Source organism: Okibacterium sp. HSC-33S16 (assembly GCF_024171565.1).
In the GTDB taxonomy this organism is placed as follows: domain Bacteria; phylum Actinomycetota; class Actinomycetes; order Actinomycetales; family Microbacteriaceae; genus Mycetocola_A.
Genome location: NZ_JALJZZ010000002.1, coordinates 352,081 through 368,307, shown reverse-complemented (window position 1 = coordinate 368,307; position 16,227 = coordinate 352,081). Strand labels below are relative to the sequence as shown.

Sequence of the window (16,227 nt, the reverse complement as noted above, 5' to 3'; positions counted from 1 at the left end):
TCCCTCATCGGAACTGTCCAACCACACGGTCGCCGAAGACATCGAGGAACGTGTCCTGTTCCTTACCGACGTGGTGAAGATAGATTTCATCGAAACCCAGCTCGAAAAGTTCGGCAATTTTCGCGGCGTGCCACGCAGCATCCGCCGATATCAAAACATTCGCCGACAGATCGGCGGGCTGGACAAATCGAGCCGCTTCATCGAAACCCTGCGGAGTATCGATGTCCCACGAGAGCGGGGGCGCAAAAACGTTCGTGCGCCATTGGTCGTGAGCGATGGCCTGGGCTTCATCGTCGGTGGACGCGTAGCTGAGGTGAACCTGAAGGACGACGGGACCGCTGCCGCCGGCGCCCCGGTACGCGTCGATCACCTGGCGGAGGGAGTCCGGATCCTGCAGCACGGTGGCCAAGCCGTCAACCCACGGCGCAACGAATGCGGCGGTCTCGGGGCTGGTGGCCGCGCCCAACAGCGGAGGTGGCGTGTCGGGCAGTGTCCAGAGCTGCGCACGGTCAACGGTGACGAGACCGCTGTGGCTCACCTCCTCACCCGCGAGCAGTCGGTGCATGACCTCGACGCTCTCCCGAAGGCGCTCGTTGCGGAGACTCTTGCGCGGCCAGACATCGCCGGTGATGTGCTCGTTCATGTTCTCGCCGGAGCCGAGTGCCGCCCAGAACCGGCCCGGGTACATGGCTTCGAGCGTCGCGGCGGCTTGGGCGATGACCGCCGGGTGGTAGCGCTGGCCCGGGGCGTTGACCACACCGATCTTGAGGTTGGTGGCCTGAAGCGCAGCGCCCAGCCACGACCAGGCGAAACCCGATTCTCCCTGACGAGAACTCCACGGTGCGAAGTGGTCCGAGCACATGGCCGCCTGGAAACCGACCTCTTCAGCCTTGATGACGGCGTCAAGGAGCTGCCTGGGGTGAATTTGTTCGTGGGATGCGTGGAAACCAAGAATCACAGAGTCCGCCTTTCGGGTTTCCCCGAGCATAGGGACGCGCTGGGTCACGGGCCAGCCCTCGCGCACGTCACCGGATCCGTGGTATCCCCCGCCAGATTGACAGTCGGCGAGCGCATGCACTGGGATAAGGGCATGACAGCCCACACCTTTGACGAGAACGTCGTCGCCGCCGTGCTCCGCCACATGAATACCGACCACACGGATGACAACCTCCTCATCGCGAAGGCATTCGTCAGCCCCGACGCCCAAGCAGCCACCATGGTGGGCCTCGATGGTGCCGGCGGGACCTGGCGGGTCACCGTGAACGGTGCCGAGAGCGACGCTGTTGTGCCGTGGTCTGTTCCGGTGACGGAACGTGCGGAAATCCGACGCGAAGTTGTCGTGCTTTACGACGCTGCCTGCACGCGGCTCGGGGTCCCTGCGCGCGCCCACTAACAGGATCGACGTCACCTAATTTCGCCCGAGACCAAACTCATCGCGGCACGGGTCCGAATGGATGGGGTACGGCATTTGCCGAACCCAACCCAGGAGGAACCATGAGAAACTCACCCAACCGCCTTCTCGCCACTGTCTTCGGTGCTGTCTATCTCCTTGTCGGAGTGCTCGGATTTGCCGTGACCGGCGGGCTCAACATCATCGCGACCGAGGGAAATCTTCTCCTCGGCATTTTTGCGGTCAACCCACTGCACAACATCGCGCACCTGCTCATTGGTCTCGCGCTCCTCATCGCCGGTGTCTCAACCGTCCCGGCCTCGAAAACCGTCAACACCGTGGTCGGAGCCGCCTACCTGCTGCTCGGAATCGTTGGCTTCTTCCTCGTCGACACGTCCTTCAACATCCTTGCGCTGAACACAGCAGACCACTTCCTCCACCTCGGCAGCGCCATCGTGCTGCTTGGCGTCGGACTGACGGCGGACAAAGCGACACGTTCGCCCCGCACGGTTCAGGCGTAATGCCCGAAACACTGAGAAGCGTCACAGCCCTCACGGGGCTCGGGGCGGGTCTGATCCATCTCGCGATGGGAGCAGGCTCGCCCCTGCCGGTGGCAATTGTTCTGGTGACGCTCGGGCTTGCCGAGCTCGTCTGGGCAATTTCCGTTCTGGCTCGAGGTCGCGCGATCGCACCGAACGCGGCGCTGGTTGTCGCACTCCTGCCGATCGCACTGTGGGGTTTGGTGACCGTTGTTCGCGTCGTGGGCGGAGTACCCGGGGCGATCACCGCTCTTCCCCTCGGGCCGCTGGCGGCAGCGTCACTGTTGAACCTCGCAGTGGCGCTCTCCCTGACCGCCCGGCGGCGCGCGGAACGATCTCGTTCTGCGCGACCGTCGCGGGCGCGCCATCCGCGCCCCGGCCGCTTCCTTATCGGCATGCTGCTCGGTGCCGCTGCTGTCGCCGGCATTGTGACTCCTGCCCTTGCCGCCACCAACGCGGGGAGCTTCGCTGTCCCACACGGCGAACACGGCCACGGACCAGCGCAGCAATCGGTCCCGAACCGTCATTCCGGGCACTGACCGTCTAACGGCCAAGGCCGTCACGCTATACTTAGGCCACCCTAACCGCCTGACCGACGGAGTCGACGATGCCAGTAATCCCGTTCTCGCAGGAGCTCCGCGAGCGCACGCGCACCAGTCACTCCGACAGCGAAGGCGCCGACTTCATGGGTGATTTGATGCGCGGCAAGGGAACAGTCGACGACTACATCGCTCTCGTGGTGCAGCACTACTTCATCTACCAGGCACTCGAAGCGGCAACTGAGCGAATGAAGAACGATCCGGTCGCGGCCCCGTTCATCTCAGACAAGCTCACGCGGCTGCCCGCGATCGAGGAGGATCTCCGTTTCCTCATCGGCGAGAACTGGCGCGAGCAAGTCGTACCGCTGCCAACCACCGTCGCATACGTCGAACGAATTCGGCAGGTCGCGAGCGTCTGGGCGGGCGGCTTCGTTGCCCACCACTACACCCGCTACCTCGGTGACTTGTCCGGTGGCCAGGTCATCCGAACCCTCATGCAACGTCAGTTCGGGTTCGAGACCAACGGCGTCGGCTTCTACCTTTTCGGCGATATCGCTGAGCCCAAGCGTTTCAAAGACACCTATCGCGACCAGTTGGACGCCGTACCGTGGGATGAGGACGAGCGCACCCGCGTCATTGACGAAGTGCGTGCCGCCTATCAGTTCAACACCGATCTGTTCGTTGACCTATCGCGGGCCAAGGCAACGCACGTCGCCTGACCGCTCGTCGCCCGACGGCTCTGATCCCGACCCACAAGGAGAAGCGTGACCTCTTTCGACACCAAGCCCTGGCTGGACGCATACGCTCCCGGAGTCCCACACGAGATCGAGCTTCCGACTGGTTCCTTGGTCGACATGATTGAGGACGCTGTCAGCCGCTTCCGGTCGAAACCCGCTCTCGAGTTCTTCGGCAAGAGCATGACCTACGGCGAGCTTGGTGCCGACATCAATCGCGCCGCTGAAGGACTGCGTCGTCTCGGCGTCACCAAGGGCGACCGGGTGGCGCTGGTCTTGCCCAACTGTCCTGAGCACGTCGTCGCCTTTTATGCCGCACTTCGCTTGGGTGCCGTCGTGGTTGAGCACAATCCGCTCTACACGGCACGCGAACTCCGGCACCAGTTCGAGGACCATGGCGCCCGGGTTGTTGTCGCGTGGGACAAGGTCGCAGATATCGTCGCCGACTTCCCGGCCGACCTCCCGATCGACGCGATTGTGTCAGTGGACATCACCCGCTCGATGCCTCTTGGCACCCGAATGGCTCTCCGGCTTCCGGTGAAAAAGGCGCGCTCATCGCGAGCAGCCCTGACAAGTGGGTCGCGGCCTCGTGGTGCAACAACGTGGTCACAGCTCATGTCTCATGGCTCGTTGCGGCGGAAGCACCCACGACCGCAGGTCGCGGACCTCGCTCTCCTGCAGTACACGAGCGGAACGACCGGTACTCCCAAGGGCGCCATGCTCACACACTTCAACCTCCGGTCGAACGCGGAGCAGGGCCGCGCCTGGGTTCCCGGCCTGCGTGAAGGAGCCGAGGTCTTCTACGGCGTTCTTCCTCTTTTCCACGCGTACGGCATGACGCTGTGCCTGACCTTCGCCATGAGCATGGGCGCGCGGCTGGTGCTCTTCCCGAAGTTTGATGTTGACCTCGTCCTTGCGGCTTTCGCGAAGCATCCAGCCACATTCATGCCCGCCGTTCCGCCGATCTACGACAGTTTGCAGCGTGAAGCGAAGCATCGAAAAGTGGACCTGACAGGCATCCGCTTCTCCATCTCTGGAGCGATGAGCCTGCCGGTTTCCATCGTCGAACGGTGGGAAGAGGCGACCGGTGGGCTGCTCGTCGAGGGCTACGGAATGACAGAGACATCTCCGGTCGCCGTCGGTAACCCGATCGGCCCGAGCCGGCGGCCCGGCACGGTAGGAGTGCCCTTCCCCAGCACCGAGATCAGGGTCGTCGACCCCGAAGATCCTACGGTCGAGCGGGTGCCGGGTGAGGCTGGCGAACTGCTGCTCCGCGGACCGCAAGTGTTCTCCGGTTATTGGAAGCGCCCGGCCGACAGCGCCGCCGTGCTGCTCGACGACGGGTGGTTGCGCACGGGAGACATCGTCGAGGTCTCCCCCGACGGATTCATCACCATCGTTGACCGGGTGAAGGAACTCATCGTCACCGGCGGCTTCAACGTGTCGCCGTCTGAGGTGGAACTGGCTCTCATGGGCCACCCCGATATCCGTGAGGCCGCCGTCGTTGGTTTGCCGCTTCCGGGTGGCGGTGAGCAGGTCGCCGCCGCTGTCGTATTAAAGCCGGGCGCAGCGTTCGACGAACAGGCTGTTCGCGACTTCTGCCGTCGCGGGCTCACCGCATACAAAGTGCCGAAGAAGGTGGTGGTGGTCGAGGATCTTCCGCGTTCGCTGATCGGCAAGGTGCTTCGGCGCGAGGTGCGCGATGCGATGCTGAAGGCCGACGCCTAACGAGCGATCAGCGTTCGATACCGCGCATGAAGCGCTCGACATCCTTATCGACCAGGATGTCGCGCGGGCGAAGCGGTCGGCTGAGATAGAGCCCGTCGAGCGAGGTCAGTCGGCTCAGCGCTACGTAGGTCTGCCCGGGGCTGAATGCCCGGTCCCCCAGGTCAACAATGGCTCGGTCGTACGTCTTGCCCTGTGACTTGTGGATCGTGACAGCCCAGGCCAGCCGCAGCGGAAACTGGGTGAACTCGGCGACGATTTCCTTCTTGAGCTTCTTCGTCGCGGCCAGGTAACTGTATCGGTACTTCTCCCACACCACCGGTTCAACTTCGAAGATCTCACCATCCACCTCGACGAAGACGTTGACGTCGATCTTGGTGACCGTGCCGATCGTGCCGTTGACCCAGCGCTGGCCCTCGCCACCCCCGCCTGAGTCGTTGCGGAGGAACATGACCTGCGCGCCCACCTTCAGCTCGAGCGACTCATCTGCCGGGTAGGACGCCTTGCCAAAATCACCGCTCACCTCGGCCTCGGCCTTGAGCGCACGGCCGGGCAGCTTGGCGAGCGCGGCCGCATTGATGCGGTTGACGATGTCATTGCGAGTGGCCAGGGTGATGGTTCCGTCGTCGGGAGGTGTGCGAGCACCGGTCGAGTTGAGAATGCCGGCAATCTCGGCGGTAACCTGCCCGAACCGAACGGCGTTGAGCATGTGCTTGAAGTCGGAATCGGCCTGCCGGTGAATCTCGGTGAGTTCGATCACCTTGAGCTGCGTCTCCTGCCACACCTTGGCGTCGAAGAACCAAAAGGACCGGTAGGTGTCGGCAATGTACTCGCGCTCATCGCCGTGTCCCGGGACCGGCGCGAGCTGGTACGGGTCGCCGAACAGCACCACCTGCACCCCGCCGAACGGCTCGTGTCGACGCTGTCGGGCTTGGCGAAGACTCCGGTCGATGGCGTCCATGAGGTCTGCGTTGACCATGGACACTTCATCGATGATCAGAGTGTCGATTGTGTTGAGCAGCTTCTTGAGCGCATCGTTTTGCTCGATGTCGTGGTCGGCGATCAGGCCGATCGGCAGCCGAAACAGCGAGTGAATGGTCTGCCCACCCACATTGAGCGCGGCAACCCCGGTGGGGGCGCAGATGACGATCTGCTTCTCGGTGCGCCAGGAGAGGTGGTTGAGCAGCGTCGACTTACCGGTACCGGCGCGGCCGGTGACGAAGATGTGCTCGCGTGTTCCTTCGATGAGATCGAACACGTACTGCTGCTCGCGAGACAGTTCGATCGTCGGTTTACTCTGGGTCACGGATGCCTTCACTCCTGTTTCGTGCATATTCATCGTATGCGCCGTGGCACGTCGATATCGCACACGGCGGTTGTGAGCATTCCGCTTCGAACCGAGCTCCGCACCTTCCGCATAGGATAGCGGGGTGAGTCAGGTCCAAGCCCCGCACGAGTCGTACCCGCAGCCGGGCGTTCCTGCTCAGGCTCACGCCCCGGCGCAGCGAACACCGCTCAGCCAAAAATCACGCGTTCTGATCACCTGGGCCCTCGTGTTCGTTCTGCTGCTCGGAGCGGTACTCGCAACGATCGGCGCCCTGAACCGCGACGTGTACGGCCCCGGTTCGCTCGTGCGCACCTACCTCTCAGAATTGGCGTCACAGGACGCTCCTGCCGCGCTCGCCCTGCCGGGTGTGAAGCTCACCACGAACCAGCTCAAAGCTGCGGGGCTCCCCGAGGCCAGCTCAGACGCGTTGCTCCGTGGTGCCGCCCTCTCCAACCTCACCGACATCAGCGAAGTAGCCGACGAGAACGTGGGCGACGGCGTGCACGAGGTGACCTTCTCCTACGAGGCCGACGGCGTCTACGGCGAGTCCACGTTCGTGGTTGCACCACTCGGAACCCGGTTCCCGCTCATACCGACGTGGACCTTCGAGGTGAGCCCGCTTGCCGTGCTCAACCTGTCCGTCGAGCACACGACAGCGTTCACCGTCAACGACTTCGACGTGGACACCCGCGCGGTCGCCCCTGCCGAGCAGAAGCCCGCGTTCGACAACATCGTCAACCTGCAGGTGTTCACACCCGGTCGATACACCGTGGAGACGTCCACCGAATACCTGCAGTCAGACGAAGAGAAAGTGCTCGTTGACGTTCCGGCCACCGTGCACGAAGCATCCGTCGCCGCCGAGCCGACCGACACGTTCGTTGACGGCGTGCAGGAGGCCGTGAATAAACAGCTCGACACGTGCGCCGAGCAGGTCGTTCTCCAGCCAACCGGATGCCCGTTCGGCATCGTGATTGATGACCGGGTTGACGGCGATCCCGCCTGGTCGATGGACGACTACCCCGAGATCACCCTCGAGGCCGGTTCAGAGTCATGGGTCATCCCAACGACAACGGGAAGCGCCAACATCGAAGTCGATGTGCAATCTCTCTTCGACGGTTCGATCACGCACTACGACGATGATGTTGACTTCTCAATGACCGGCCACGTCTATCTGCTGTCTGACGGCAGCGTCCAGGCAACGGTGACCGGCGAACCAACCTCGTAGGCCTTAAGACACCGAGTCGGACTTGGCGAGTTTCGCCAGCCGCTCGTTGTACTCCTTGAGTTCGGCATCGTCAGTGCGGTCGGCGTTTCGGTCAAGCCGTTTGGCGTCTTTCGCGTCGCTCCGACTCCACTGGATGGCCACCGTAATCGCCAGCGCGATGGTCGGCAGTTCGCCGATGCTCCAGGCGATGCCACCACCGTTTTGCTGATCGACGAGCGGCGGAGCTCCCCAAGTGCGGCCCATCGCGCCAAACCAGTCGGGAAGCATGAGCCCGACGTTAGACATGATCGACAACCCGAAGAAGGCGTGGGCAGCCATGGTGGCGAGCAGGAGCAACAGGCGCATCGGGTAGCCCAGCCGCACCGGGACCGGGTCGATCCCGATGAGCGACTGGACGAACAGATATCCGGTGAGCACGAAGTGCACGATCATCCACTCGTGCCCAATGTGGTCGACCGTTGCCCAGCGGAACAGCGGCGAATAGTAGAACACCCAGAGCGAGCCGACGAAGAGCACGGCGGCCACAATGGGGTGGGCGATGAAGCCGGCGTACTTCGAGTGGACGGCGAGCAGGATCCACTCACGGGCACCGCGCGACCCGTCGGTGCGGTTGGCGATGGCGCGCATGGCAAGAGTCACTGGAGCGCCCGGCACCAGCAGCACCGGGACGAGCATCGTGAGCCCCATGTGGCCGAGCATGTGCACGCTGAAGAGGTAGTCCTGATAGGCGGCGACTCCACCGTTGGTCAGGTAGAACAGAACGAGCAGGCCGAGAACCCAGGACACGGTGCGCAGCACCGGCCATGTGTCGCCGCGGCGACGGAGGCGACGCACACCGGCCAGGTAGAAGAAGATGCCGAAGCCGCAGAGAAGCAACCAAATGAGGTCGACGTCCCAGACGGTGAAGTAGCGGCTGAACGTGAGCTCAGGCGGGAGCGGTTCACCGGTGAGCAGTTCAGCGGCAGTCGGTGAGCCACCGAGTTCCTCGGGAATCGGCGTCGCAGTGCGCGCGAGCGCCGATGCGAGGCCGGAGGCGACGCCCATGAAGGCAAGCTCCGCGACGATAATCCACCAAAAATAGGAGCCAATGGTTTTGGCGGCCGTTGCCATCCGCCCGATCAGCCAGGTGCGGTGCATCGCACCGAAAATGCCAAGCACCACGAGCGCGGCCACCTTGCCGATGACGAGCACCCCGTACGGCGTGAGCAACCGGTCGAGCGAGCCGATCCGCAGCTCGGCGCTGGCATATCCGGAGATCGCAACGACGATGAAGGCGATCAATGCGATTGTCGAGTACCGCTTCATCACCGGGACGATGCGGTCGCCCTCGAGCACGTTGCGCATCAGCACAATGGTGAGGAGTCCGCCCAGCCAGACGGCAGCGAACAGCAGGTGAAGACCGAGGGCGTTGACGGCGGCGTTGTGCCCGGCTGAACCGGCCGCGTGCCCCTGCTGCGCCATCGGCACGAGTGAGATGAGCGCGAACACTCCCACGAACACCATCAGGGTCTGTCCGCGCACGGCAAAGCACAAAACGGTGAGGGTTGCGGCGATGAGCGTTGTGGCAAGCCATGCCTGTCCGAGTTCGACTTCGGTGAAGAACATGCCGAGCTTCGACCCGAATTGGTCATCGAACGTGATCGCGGTTCCTGTGACGTTCAGGAAGGTGAAAAATCCGGTGATGCCGGATGCCACGGCGTAAAGCGCTGCCCCACCGGCCGCGATGTCCAGCGCTCGGTGGTACTCGTCCCTTTTCGCCGAGAGTGCGAAGAGAGCGAGCAGGATCGGCCCGAGCGTCATGGCGGCGCCGATGTTCACGAGCATCTTCGCGATCGGCAGGCCGAACCGGACGACAGGACCCGGGTCACCGATCGGACGTTCGACCGCTCCCCCGCCGTAGGACAACCCGATCAACAGCACAACGAAAGCCGCGGCCAGAAGGGCGGCTGGCCCAGCAATTCGGGTTACTCGAGACACCCCTCAAGCCTACGATGCCGCACCTGTGCGCTCGGTCGGAGCCAGAAGTCGTCCCTTAACCCACAGAGGGGATGCCGCGTGTGCGGCATCCCCTCTGAAAAGCGAGAGAGACTACTTTGCAGCAGCTTTCAGCTTCGAACCAGCGGAAACCTTGACCGAGTGGCCAGCAGGAATCTGGATCTCAGCACCGGTCTGCGGGTTGCGGCCCGTGCGTGCGGCACGAGCGGTGCGCTCGACGGCGAGCCAGCCCGGGATGGTGACCTTGACGTCGTTGCTGACGGAGTCAGCGAGAACGCCGAACAGCGAGTCGAGGACGCCGCCAACGGTGGCCTGGCTCTGGTTCGTCTCAGCTGCGATCTTTGCAACGAGCTCGGTCTTGTTAAGCGACTTATCAGCCATTGAGTTGTCCTCCTCGGACTTTGCTTTCTACAGCCTGTTTATAACTGTCCGCGAGCAGATAATCACCCGCGGCCGGTCTGTCTGACCGCCTCGAATGTATCAGAGTTCCGCATGTTTTCGCGGAAATCCGGGACGTGTGCGTCATTTTTCTGCGGCGTGTCACAGCATCCGTCACTCTGACACCACCAAAATCGACCAAATTGACGCTGTCAGCGAAAACCCGCGGAATTCCGCGAGAACTCGCCGGAGGTACCGCGAACCGCACGACGGTGAACTAGCTGTCGGCGAACTGCGCCGCAGCGGGCACCATGATGCTGCCGTCGTCACGCCGATTGCGTCGCTTTTGGACGGGCGCGTCGCCGCGCGTCGGGCCCTGATCGCCGAGCGGTACCGTCACATCATTGCCGAGTGAAACCTCGAATAACTGGCCGCGCACCGTGAACTCGACCGGTGTGTCCCCTTCGAGCACCGAAACGTGCATCGAGTCGGTCGTGAGGGATACCAGCATTCGGGTGGCGCGCCAGGTCAGGCGATACCGAAGCTCCGGCCACTGCCGTGGAAGGCGGGGATCGAAGGTGAGCCTGCCGCTGTAGTCGCGCATACCGCCGAAGCCGGAGACGAGAGAATTCCACACTCCGCCTGCGGCCGCAACATGGACTCCGTCGGAGGTGTTGCCGTGACGATCCTCCAAATCCACAAATGCGGTGTCGAGGAAGTAGTCGAGGGCAAGGTCCTGATAGCCCACTTCGGCAGCGATGATGGATTGAACGATCTTGGACAGACTCGAGTCACTGGTCGTCAGCGGATCGTAGTAATCGAAGTCGGCGAGCTTCTCCTCCGGGGTGAACTGATCGCCCTGAAGGAACAGCGCAAGAACCACGTCGGCTTGCTTGAGCACCTGGAACCGGTAGATCACGAGCGGGTGGAAGTGCAGCATGAGCGGCTTGCGGTCCTCAGGGGTCGCCTCAAGGTCCCACACTTCGCGCTGAAGGAATTGCGAGTCCTGCGGATGAATCTGCAGCGACTCCGAGTAGGGAATGGTCATCGCCGCCGCCACGCGCTCCCATTCGACGATTTCAGCCTCGTCGAGAGCCAGGCGTTGCACCGCGCGGCCGTAGGCGTCCGGCCGCTCGCGCTCGAGCGTTTTCAGGGCTTCGATGGCGTATCGAAGATTGAAGCGCGCCATCACGTTTGTGTACAGGTTGTTGTTGACGACCGTCGTGTACTCGTCCGGACCGGTGACCCCGTGAATCTCGAAGCGATCATCACCGTTCGAGCGCCAGAACCCGAGGGTGGTCCACATTCGCGCTGTCTCAACAGCGATGTCGATGGCGCCGAAGCTGAGGAAGTCGACATCGGCGGTCGCGTCGATGTACTTCGCGAGGGCATAGGTCACGTCTGCGTTGATGTGGTACTGCGCGGTCCCTGCGGCGTAGTAGGCGGACGCCTCCTCACCGTTAATCGTGCGCCACGGGAACAAGGCGCCAGCTTCGTTGAGCTTGCGTGCACGGTCACGAGCTGCCGGCAGCATCCGCTCGCGAATGCGCAGAGCGTTTCGCGCCCACAGTGGACTCGTATAGGACAAGAACGGGACCACGTAGATCTCGGTGTCCCAGAAGTAGTGTCCGCTGTACCCGTTCCCGGTCACACCTTTGGCCGGGACACCGAGCCCGTCTGCACGCGCGGCTGCCTGTGCCAAGTGGAAAAGATTCCACCGCACGGCCTGCTGCACGTCGTCGTATCCGGGGATCTGGACGTCCGAGCGTTCCCAAAACTCGGCCAGCCATTCCTTCTGTCGGGAGTATTGCGCCGATACCCCCGCCGATTGAATTCGGTTGAGCGTTCGACGGCACCGGTCGATCAGTTCACGCGTGGGAGTACTCCGCGAGCTGTGGTAGGTGACGACCTTGGTGATCTTGACCGGGTCGCCCTTGCGCGCGTCGACGGCGTAGACGTTCTTGGCGATATCGCCGTCGATATACCGGTCGACAGAATAATCGTTGTGGGTGTCGATGAAATGGTCGGCCGCGAGGGCGAGAGTCATCTCCGAGTTCGCGACCCGGTAGCTCAACAGGCTTCGGTCGCCATCCTGGCCATACTCCTGCGGCTCGAATACCCGCTCAGAGACGGTGTTTCCGCTGCGAGGGTCGTTCGAGTCGCCACCGGAGTCGACGCCGTCATACTCGTCTTCGCCATCCTGACGGTTGAGCATCTGGCACGAGATGGTGAGCGGTGCGTCAGCGTCCAGCAGCGTCACTTCGAGGGTCAACACGGCGAGGTGCCGCTCAGGAAAGGAGACCATCCGCGTTGCGCTGACCTGTACCCGCTTGCCGGACGGGGTTAGCCAGAGCAGGTCTCGACGCAACACTCCGTCACGGAAGTCGAGGGTGCGTTCATAACTCAGCAGGTCTGCTTCGTCGAGCGCAAGCGGCTCATCGTCGACGTAGAGACGCATAACCTTACTGTCGGGCGCATTGACCATGATCTGGCCCACTTCGGCGAACCCGTATGCCGCTTCGGCGTGATGGATCTTCCACGTCTCGTGGAGTCCGTTGATGTAGGTGCCGTGCTCGTGGGCCGTTCGCCCCTCGACTGCGTTTCCCCGCATGCCGAGGTAGCCGTTGCCCACCGCGAAGAGCGATTCGGTAAGCCCGAGGGTCTCGGCATCGTATTCCGTCTCGATGAGTCGCCACGGATCAACGGGAAAGCGGTCACGGTTCATGGGCAGGCTGCTCTCTCGGAGATGGGCGGGGTCGGGTGAGTTGTGGTGGGTTAGTGGCGGCGCTCGGAGGTCGCGGAGGCATAGTCAGCGAGGTCGTCGATGACCACGTCAGCACCGGCATCACGCAGTGCATCGTGACCGGCACCGCGATCAACGCCAACGACGAGGCCGAAATTGCCAGCTCGCGCCGCGGCAACGCCCGAAATTGCGTCTTCGAACACCACGACCTGAGCGGCTGGCAGGTTCAGTTGTGCAGCTCCAAAAAGGAACATGTCTGGGGCCGGTTTGCTGGCAAGTGATTCCCGCGCAGCAACAACGCCGTCGACAATGATAGGGAAGAGATCGATGAGGCCTGCGGCGGTGAGTACCCACCGGGCGTTATTGGAACTGGATACGACGCCCATTGGCATCCGCTTCTCGAAGAGCTCGTCGACGAGAAGCCGGGAGCCGGGGTACGGGTGCATGCCGAGCTCTGTCAGCGCGCGTTCGAAATACACGTTCTTGCGGTTGCCGATTCCGGAAATCGTGTCGGCGGTAGGCGGGTCGGTCGGAAGACCGAGCGGGAGAACGATGCCGCGAGAGGCGAGCATGCTCGCGACGCCGTCGTATCGGCGCTTGCCATCGAGATGCTCGAAGTAGTCATCGTCGGTGTAGGGACGGGTGACGCCTTTCTCAGCGAAGACTTCGGTGAACATCGATTGCCACGCATAGCGGTGGAGGTCTGCCGTCGGCGTCAGCACCCCGTCGAGGTCAAAGAGCACAGCGCGGAAGTCATTGAGGCTCCGAAGAGCCGAGTTGTGTGCGTTCAGGGTAGCTCCCGACGTAGTCCGACATTGGACCCGACTTTACGACAGCTCCCGTCAATTGACCTTTTTCGTGCGCTTCTCTTGCACATTGGCCAATTTCGGGTTAACGAAACAACGGGCGCCGACCCTCAGGTCGACACCCGTTGTGTCATGTCGTTGGTGCTTACCAGCTCGACTTGGTGATGCCGGGCAGTTCACCCTTGTGCGCCATGTCACGGAAGCGGACACGCGAGATGCCGAACTTTGTGAGGTGGCCGCGGGGGCGTCCGTCAACAGCGTCGCGGTTGCGGAGGCGAACCGGCGAAGCGTTGCGGGGAAGCTTCTGAAGACCGATACGAGCGGCTTCACGCGACTCGTCGGTGCCGTTCGGGTCCACGAGGGCCTTCTTCAGCTCGAGGCGCTTTGCAGCGTAGCGCTCGACGATAACTTTGCGCTGGTTGTTCTTCGCAATCATGCTCTTCTTAGCCATGGCTTAGCGCTCCTCTCGGAATTCAACGTGCTTGCGCACTACGGGGTCGTACTTCTTCAGCACGAGACGGTCAGGGTTGTTGCGACGGTTCTTCTTGGTCACGTAGGTGTAACCAGTGCCTGCCGTCGAACGAAGCTTGATGATCGGACGAACGTCCTGAGTCTTTGCCATTAGATCTTCTCCCCACGAGCCAGGAGGTCCTTGACGACCGACTCAATTCCGCGAGCATCGATAACCTTGATGCCCTTGGCGCTCAGCGTGAGCGTAACGTTACGGCGAAGCGACGGTACGAAGTACGTCTTCTTCTGCACGTTCGGGTCGAAGCGACGCTTGGTGCGTCGGTGCGAGTGCGAAATGTTGTGTCCGAAGCCGGGAACGGCTCCAGTCACCTGGCAGGTTGCTGCCATGGTTCTCTCCTTCAATACCGCAGGACTTTCGCCCTGCCCAAGATCTCTTGTCGGCACACGCAAACCACCCGAATTCTGAAATAGGGGGAGTGTTTGTGCGATCCGAACGGGAGGTGCCCGTTCAGCCAAGGATCTATCGTACAGGACGCGAGGCGGTTCTGCGAATGCCCTAGATTGTTCCGCGAAACCTGCGGCGGAATCACCACTCGCCGGGAATCGGAAGCCTGCTCCAAGGCGGCTCATAAGGACGATGTCGATGCTCGGGGAGAACACGCCCCTGATCAGGAGACATCCATGAGCGACAACCAAACGCCCACCAGTGACATCCCGCCCGCATACCGACCAGCAGCCGCTTACCCGCAGTCCGCCTTCACGTATCCATCTGCACCAGCGGTATCAGCGCCGCCACGATCTCGAGGAAAGCGGATAGCTTTGCTCATTGCCGGAGCCGTCGTGGTTGCAGCGATCCTTTTTGGGGGCGGCTTTTGGGTTGGCATAGCCGCGAGTCCGGTGCCCGGTATCTCGGACGGCCGGTTCGGAGACAACCGGATGGGACCGGGCGGCCCGCCCCGCCCGGGTGACGGGTTCCCCGGCCGCGGCGGTGAGCCCGATTCGGACACAGGTACGGACGGCTCGACCGACTCGTCCGTCTTGATCGGCTAGGTCGGCTGCGTCAGGCCTTCGCGCTCGCGCACTGATGACACAGCCCGAAGATATCGACAATGTGCTGCGCTTCGGTGAACCCGTGGTCGGACGCTGTGCGTTTGGCCCACTGCTCGACCTCGGTTGCCTCGATTTCGACAGTCAGCCCGCACGAGCGGCAGATGAGGTGGTGGTGGTGACCAGTGGTCGCGCAGGCGCGGTAGAGGCTCTCCCCCTCCGGCGACTGCAGCGAATCCGCCTCACCGACGGTGGCGAGGTCAGCGAGCGCGCGGTACACGGTGGCCAGACCAATCGGTGACCCGGCGTCACGAAGTCCCTGGTGCAGACCTTGGGCACTGACGAACCCGTCACGGGAGTCCAACGCTTCGCGGACGGCTTCACGTTGCCAGGTGTTTCTCTTGACGGCCACCACTACCACTGCCCTTCGGGCTCAGATGCTGTCGTTGTCATGGCTAGCGTAGCCCCGCCCGAGTCTTCGTGCGGAGGCCGACCAGTCGTGCGATCAGGTAGATGCTGAACGAGATCGTCGTGATGTACGGACTGATCGGCAGGGAACCGCCGAGGGCAAGAAGGATCCCCCCAACGGCCGATGTGAATCCGAACACCATGGCCAGTACCGGCACCCACAGCGGAGACGCTGAGAGTCGCAAGGCTGCCGCGGCTGGTGTGACCAGCAGGGCCAGCACGAGCAGCGCGCCGATGATCTGCACGGAGACCGCGACGATGAGGCCGAGTAGAACCATGAACGCGAGCGAGACGAACCGGGTGGGAACGCCACGAGCCGCTGCGACGTCGGCGTCCAGGCTGTCGAAGCTCAACGGGCGCCACATCACGAGGAGTCCGATGAGTACAACGATGCTGATTCCGGTAAGCCAGACGAGCTGCGGGTCGTCGACAGAAATGATCTGACCGGTGAGCAGGCCGAACTTGTTTCCGCTTCTTCCCGGATACAGCGCGAGGAAGAGGATGCCGAGGCCCAGTCCGAAGGGCATGAGCACACCGATGATCGAGTTGCGGTCTCGAGCGCGCGACCCGAGCAGCCCGATCATGATCGCCGCGATCAACGCACCGGCCAGCGAGCCTGCGACGACGTTGACTCCGAAGAGCAGGGCCGCGGCTGCTCCTGCGAAGGAGAGCTCGCTGATGCCGTGCACAGCGAACGCCATGTCGCGCTGCATGACGAAGACGCCAATCAGTCCGCCGACGATGCCGAGGATGGCTCCGGCGATGAGTGAGTTGTGAACGAGCGTGAGCAGTTCGCCGTAGTTCTCGAAGTTGAACATGCGCGCCCAGAGTTCGCCGAGC

Annotated in this window: 17 protein-coding genes; 6 read left to right on the top strand and 11 right to left on the bottom strand. The window is 62.8% G+C overall.

Annotated elements, in window-relative coordinates; genetic code table 11:
• Positions 1-4: 4 nt before the first annotated feature.
• Positions 5-958, bottom strand: coding sequence for a TIGR03885 family FMN-dependent LLM class oxidoreductase (locus L1277_RS06895; RefSeq protein WP_374110174.1), 954 nt, complete (start codon positions 956-958; stop codon positions 5-7).
• A gap of 132 nt (positions 959-1,090) precedes the next feature.
• Here L1277_RS06895 and L1277_RS06890 point away from each other — a divergent pair, with 132 nt between their 5' ends.
• From L1277_RS06890 to L1277_RS06870, 5 genes are all read left to right on the top strand, one after another.
• Entirely contained in the window at positions 1,091-1,393 is a 303-nt protein-coding gene (locus tag L1277_RS06890; protein WP_253375621.1) for a DUF2470 domain-containing protein, read from the top strand.
• Positions 1,394-1,494: 101 nt separating this feature from the next.
• On the top strand, positions 1,495-1,911 hold the full coding sequence (locus L1277_RS06885; protein ID WP_253375620.1) for a DUF4383 domain-containing protein: 417 nt from the start codon (positions 1,495-1,497) through the stop codon (positions 1,909-1,911).
• Positions 1,911-2,468, top strand: a complete 558-nt coding sequence (locus tag L1277_RS06880; RefSeq protein WP_253375619.1) for a hypothetical protein — start codon at positions 1,911-1,913, stop codon at positions 2,466-2,468. Before L1277_RS06885 ends, L1277_RS06880 begins: the two co-directional genes overlap by 1 nt.
• 68 nt (positions 2,469-2,536) lie before the next feature.
• Positions 2,537-3,187 (top strand): heme oxygenase (biliverdin-producing), encoded by a 651-nt coding sequence (locus L1277_RS06875; RefSeq protein WP_253375618.1) that lies wholly within the window; start codon positions 2,537-2,539, stop codon positions 3,185-3,187.
• 45 nt (positions 3,188-3,232) lie between these two features.
• Positions 3,233-4,930: a long-chain-fatty-acid--CoA ligase gene (locus L1277_RS06870; protein WP_253375617.1), complete on the top strand. Its 1,698-nt coding sequence runs from the start codon at positions 3,233-3,235 to the stop codon at positions 4,928-4,930.
• Positions 4,931-4,937: 7 nt separating this feature from the next.
• Here L1277_RS06870 and L1277_RS06865 read toward each other — a convergent pair whose 3' ends face one another.
• Entirely contained in the window at positions 4,938-6,260 is a 1,323-nt protein-coding gene (locus tag L1277_RS06865; RefSeq protein ID WP_253375616.1) for an ATP-dependent RecD-like DNA helicase, read from the bottom strand.
• Positions 6,261-6,357: 97 nt separating this feature from the next.
• Between L1277_RS06865 and L1277_RS06860 the strand changes: the two genes are divergently transcribed.
• Positions 6,358-7,479: a hypothetical protein gene (locus L1277_RS06860; protein WP_253375615.1), complete on the top strand. Its 1,122-nt coding sequence runs from the start codon at positions 6,358-6,360 to the stop codon at positions 7,477-7,479.
• Between the two features lie 3 nt (positions 7,480-7,482).
• Here the strand turns inward: L1277_RS06860 and L1277_RS06855 are convergent, their stop codons facing one another.
• The 9 genes from L1277_RS06855 to L1277_RS06815 all read right to left on the bottom strand — a co-directional run bounded on the left by L1277_RS06855 (position 7,483) and on the right by L1277_RS06815 (position 16,205).
• A complete protein-coding gene (locus L1277_RS06855) occupies positions 7,483-9,456 on the bottom strand; it encodes a cytochrome c oxidase assembly protein (RefSeq protein WP_253375614.1) in 1,974 nt (657 codons plus the stop codon).
• 111 nt (positions 9,457-9,567) lie between these two features.
• Complete coding sequence (locus tag L1277_RS06850; RefSeq protein ID WP_108392266.1) at positions 9,568-9,855, bottom strand: HU family DNA-binding protein; 288 nt, start codon at positions 9,853-9,855, stop codon at positions 9,568-9,570.
• Positions 9,856-10,129: 274 nt separating this feature from the next.
• Positions 10,130-12,577 (bottom strand): glycoside hydrolase family 65 protein, encoded by a 2,448-nt coding sequence (locus L1277_RS06845; protein ID WP_253375613.1) that lies wholly within the window; start codon positions 12,575-12,577, stop codon positions 10,130-10,132.
• Between the two features lie 50 nt (positions 12,578-12,627).
• Positions 12,628-13,338, bottom strand: coding sequence for an HAD family phosphatase (locus L1277_RS06840; RefSeq protein ID WP_253375612.1), 711 nt, complete (start codon positions 13,336-13,338; stop codon positions 12,628-12,630).
• Positions 13,339-13,546: 208 nt separating this feature from the next.
• Positions 13,547-13,852: a 30S ribosomal protein S14 gene (gene rpsN, locus L1277_RS06835; protein WP_253375611.1), complete on the bottom strand. Its 306-nt coding sequence runs from the start codon at positions 13,850-13,852 to the stop codon at positions 13,547-13,549.
• 3 nt (positions 13,853-13,855) lie between these two features.
• Positions 13,856-14,023, bottom strand: a complete 168-nt coding sequence (gene rpmG / locus L1277_RS06830) for a 50S ribosomal protein L33 (RefSeq protein ID WP_108392274.1) — start codon at positions 14,021-14,023, stop codon at positions 13,856-13,858.
• Positions 14,023-14,259, bottom strand: a complete 237-nt coding sequence (rpmB, locus tag L1277_RS06825; protein WP_090711639.1) for a 50S ribosomal protein L28 — start codon at positions 14,257-14,259, stop codon at positions 14,023-14,025. Before rpmB ends, rpmG begins: the two co-directional genes overlap by 1 nt.
• Before the next feature lie 673 nt (positions 14,260-14,932).
• A complete protein-coding gene (locus L1277_RS06820) occupies positions 14,933-15,331 on the bottom strand; it encodes a Fur family transcriptional regulator (RefSeq protein ID WP_253375610.1) in 399 nt (132 codons plus the stop codon).
• A gap of 43 nt (positions 15,332-15,374) precedes the next feature.
• Complete coding sequence (locus L1277_RS06815) at positions 15,375-16,205, bottom strand: metal ABC transporter permease (protein ID WP_253375917.1); 831 nt, start codon at positions 16,203-16,205, stop codon at positions 15,375-15,377.
• Between the last annotated feature and the right edge of the window lie 22 nt (positions 16,206-16,227).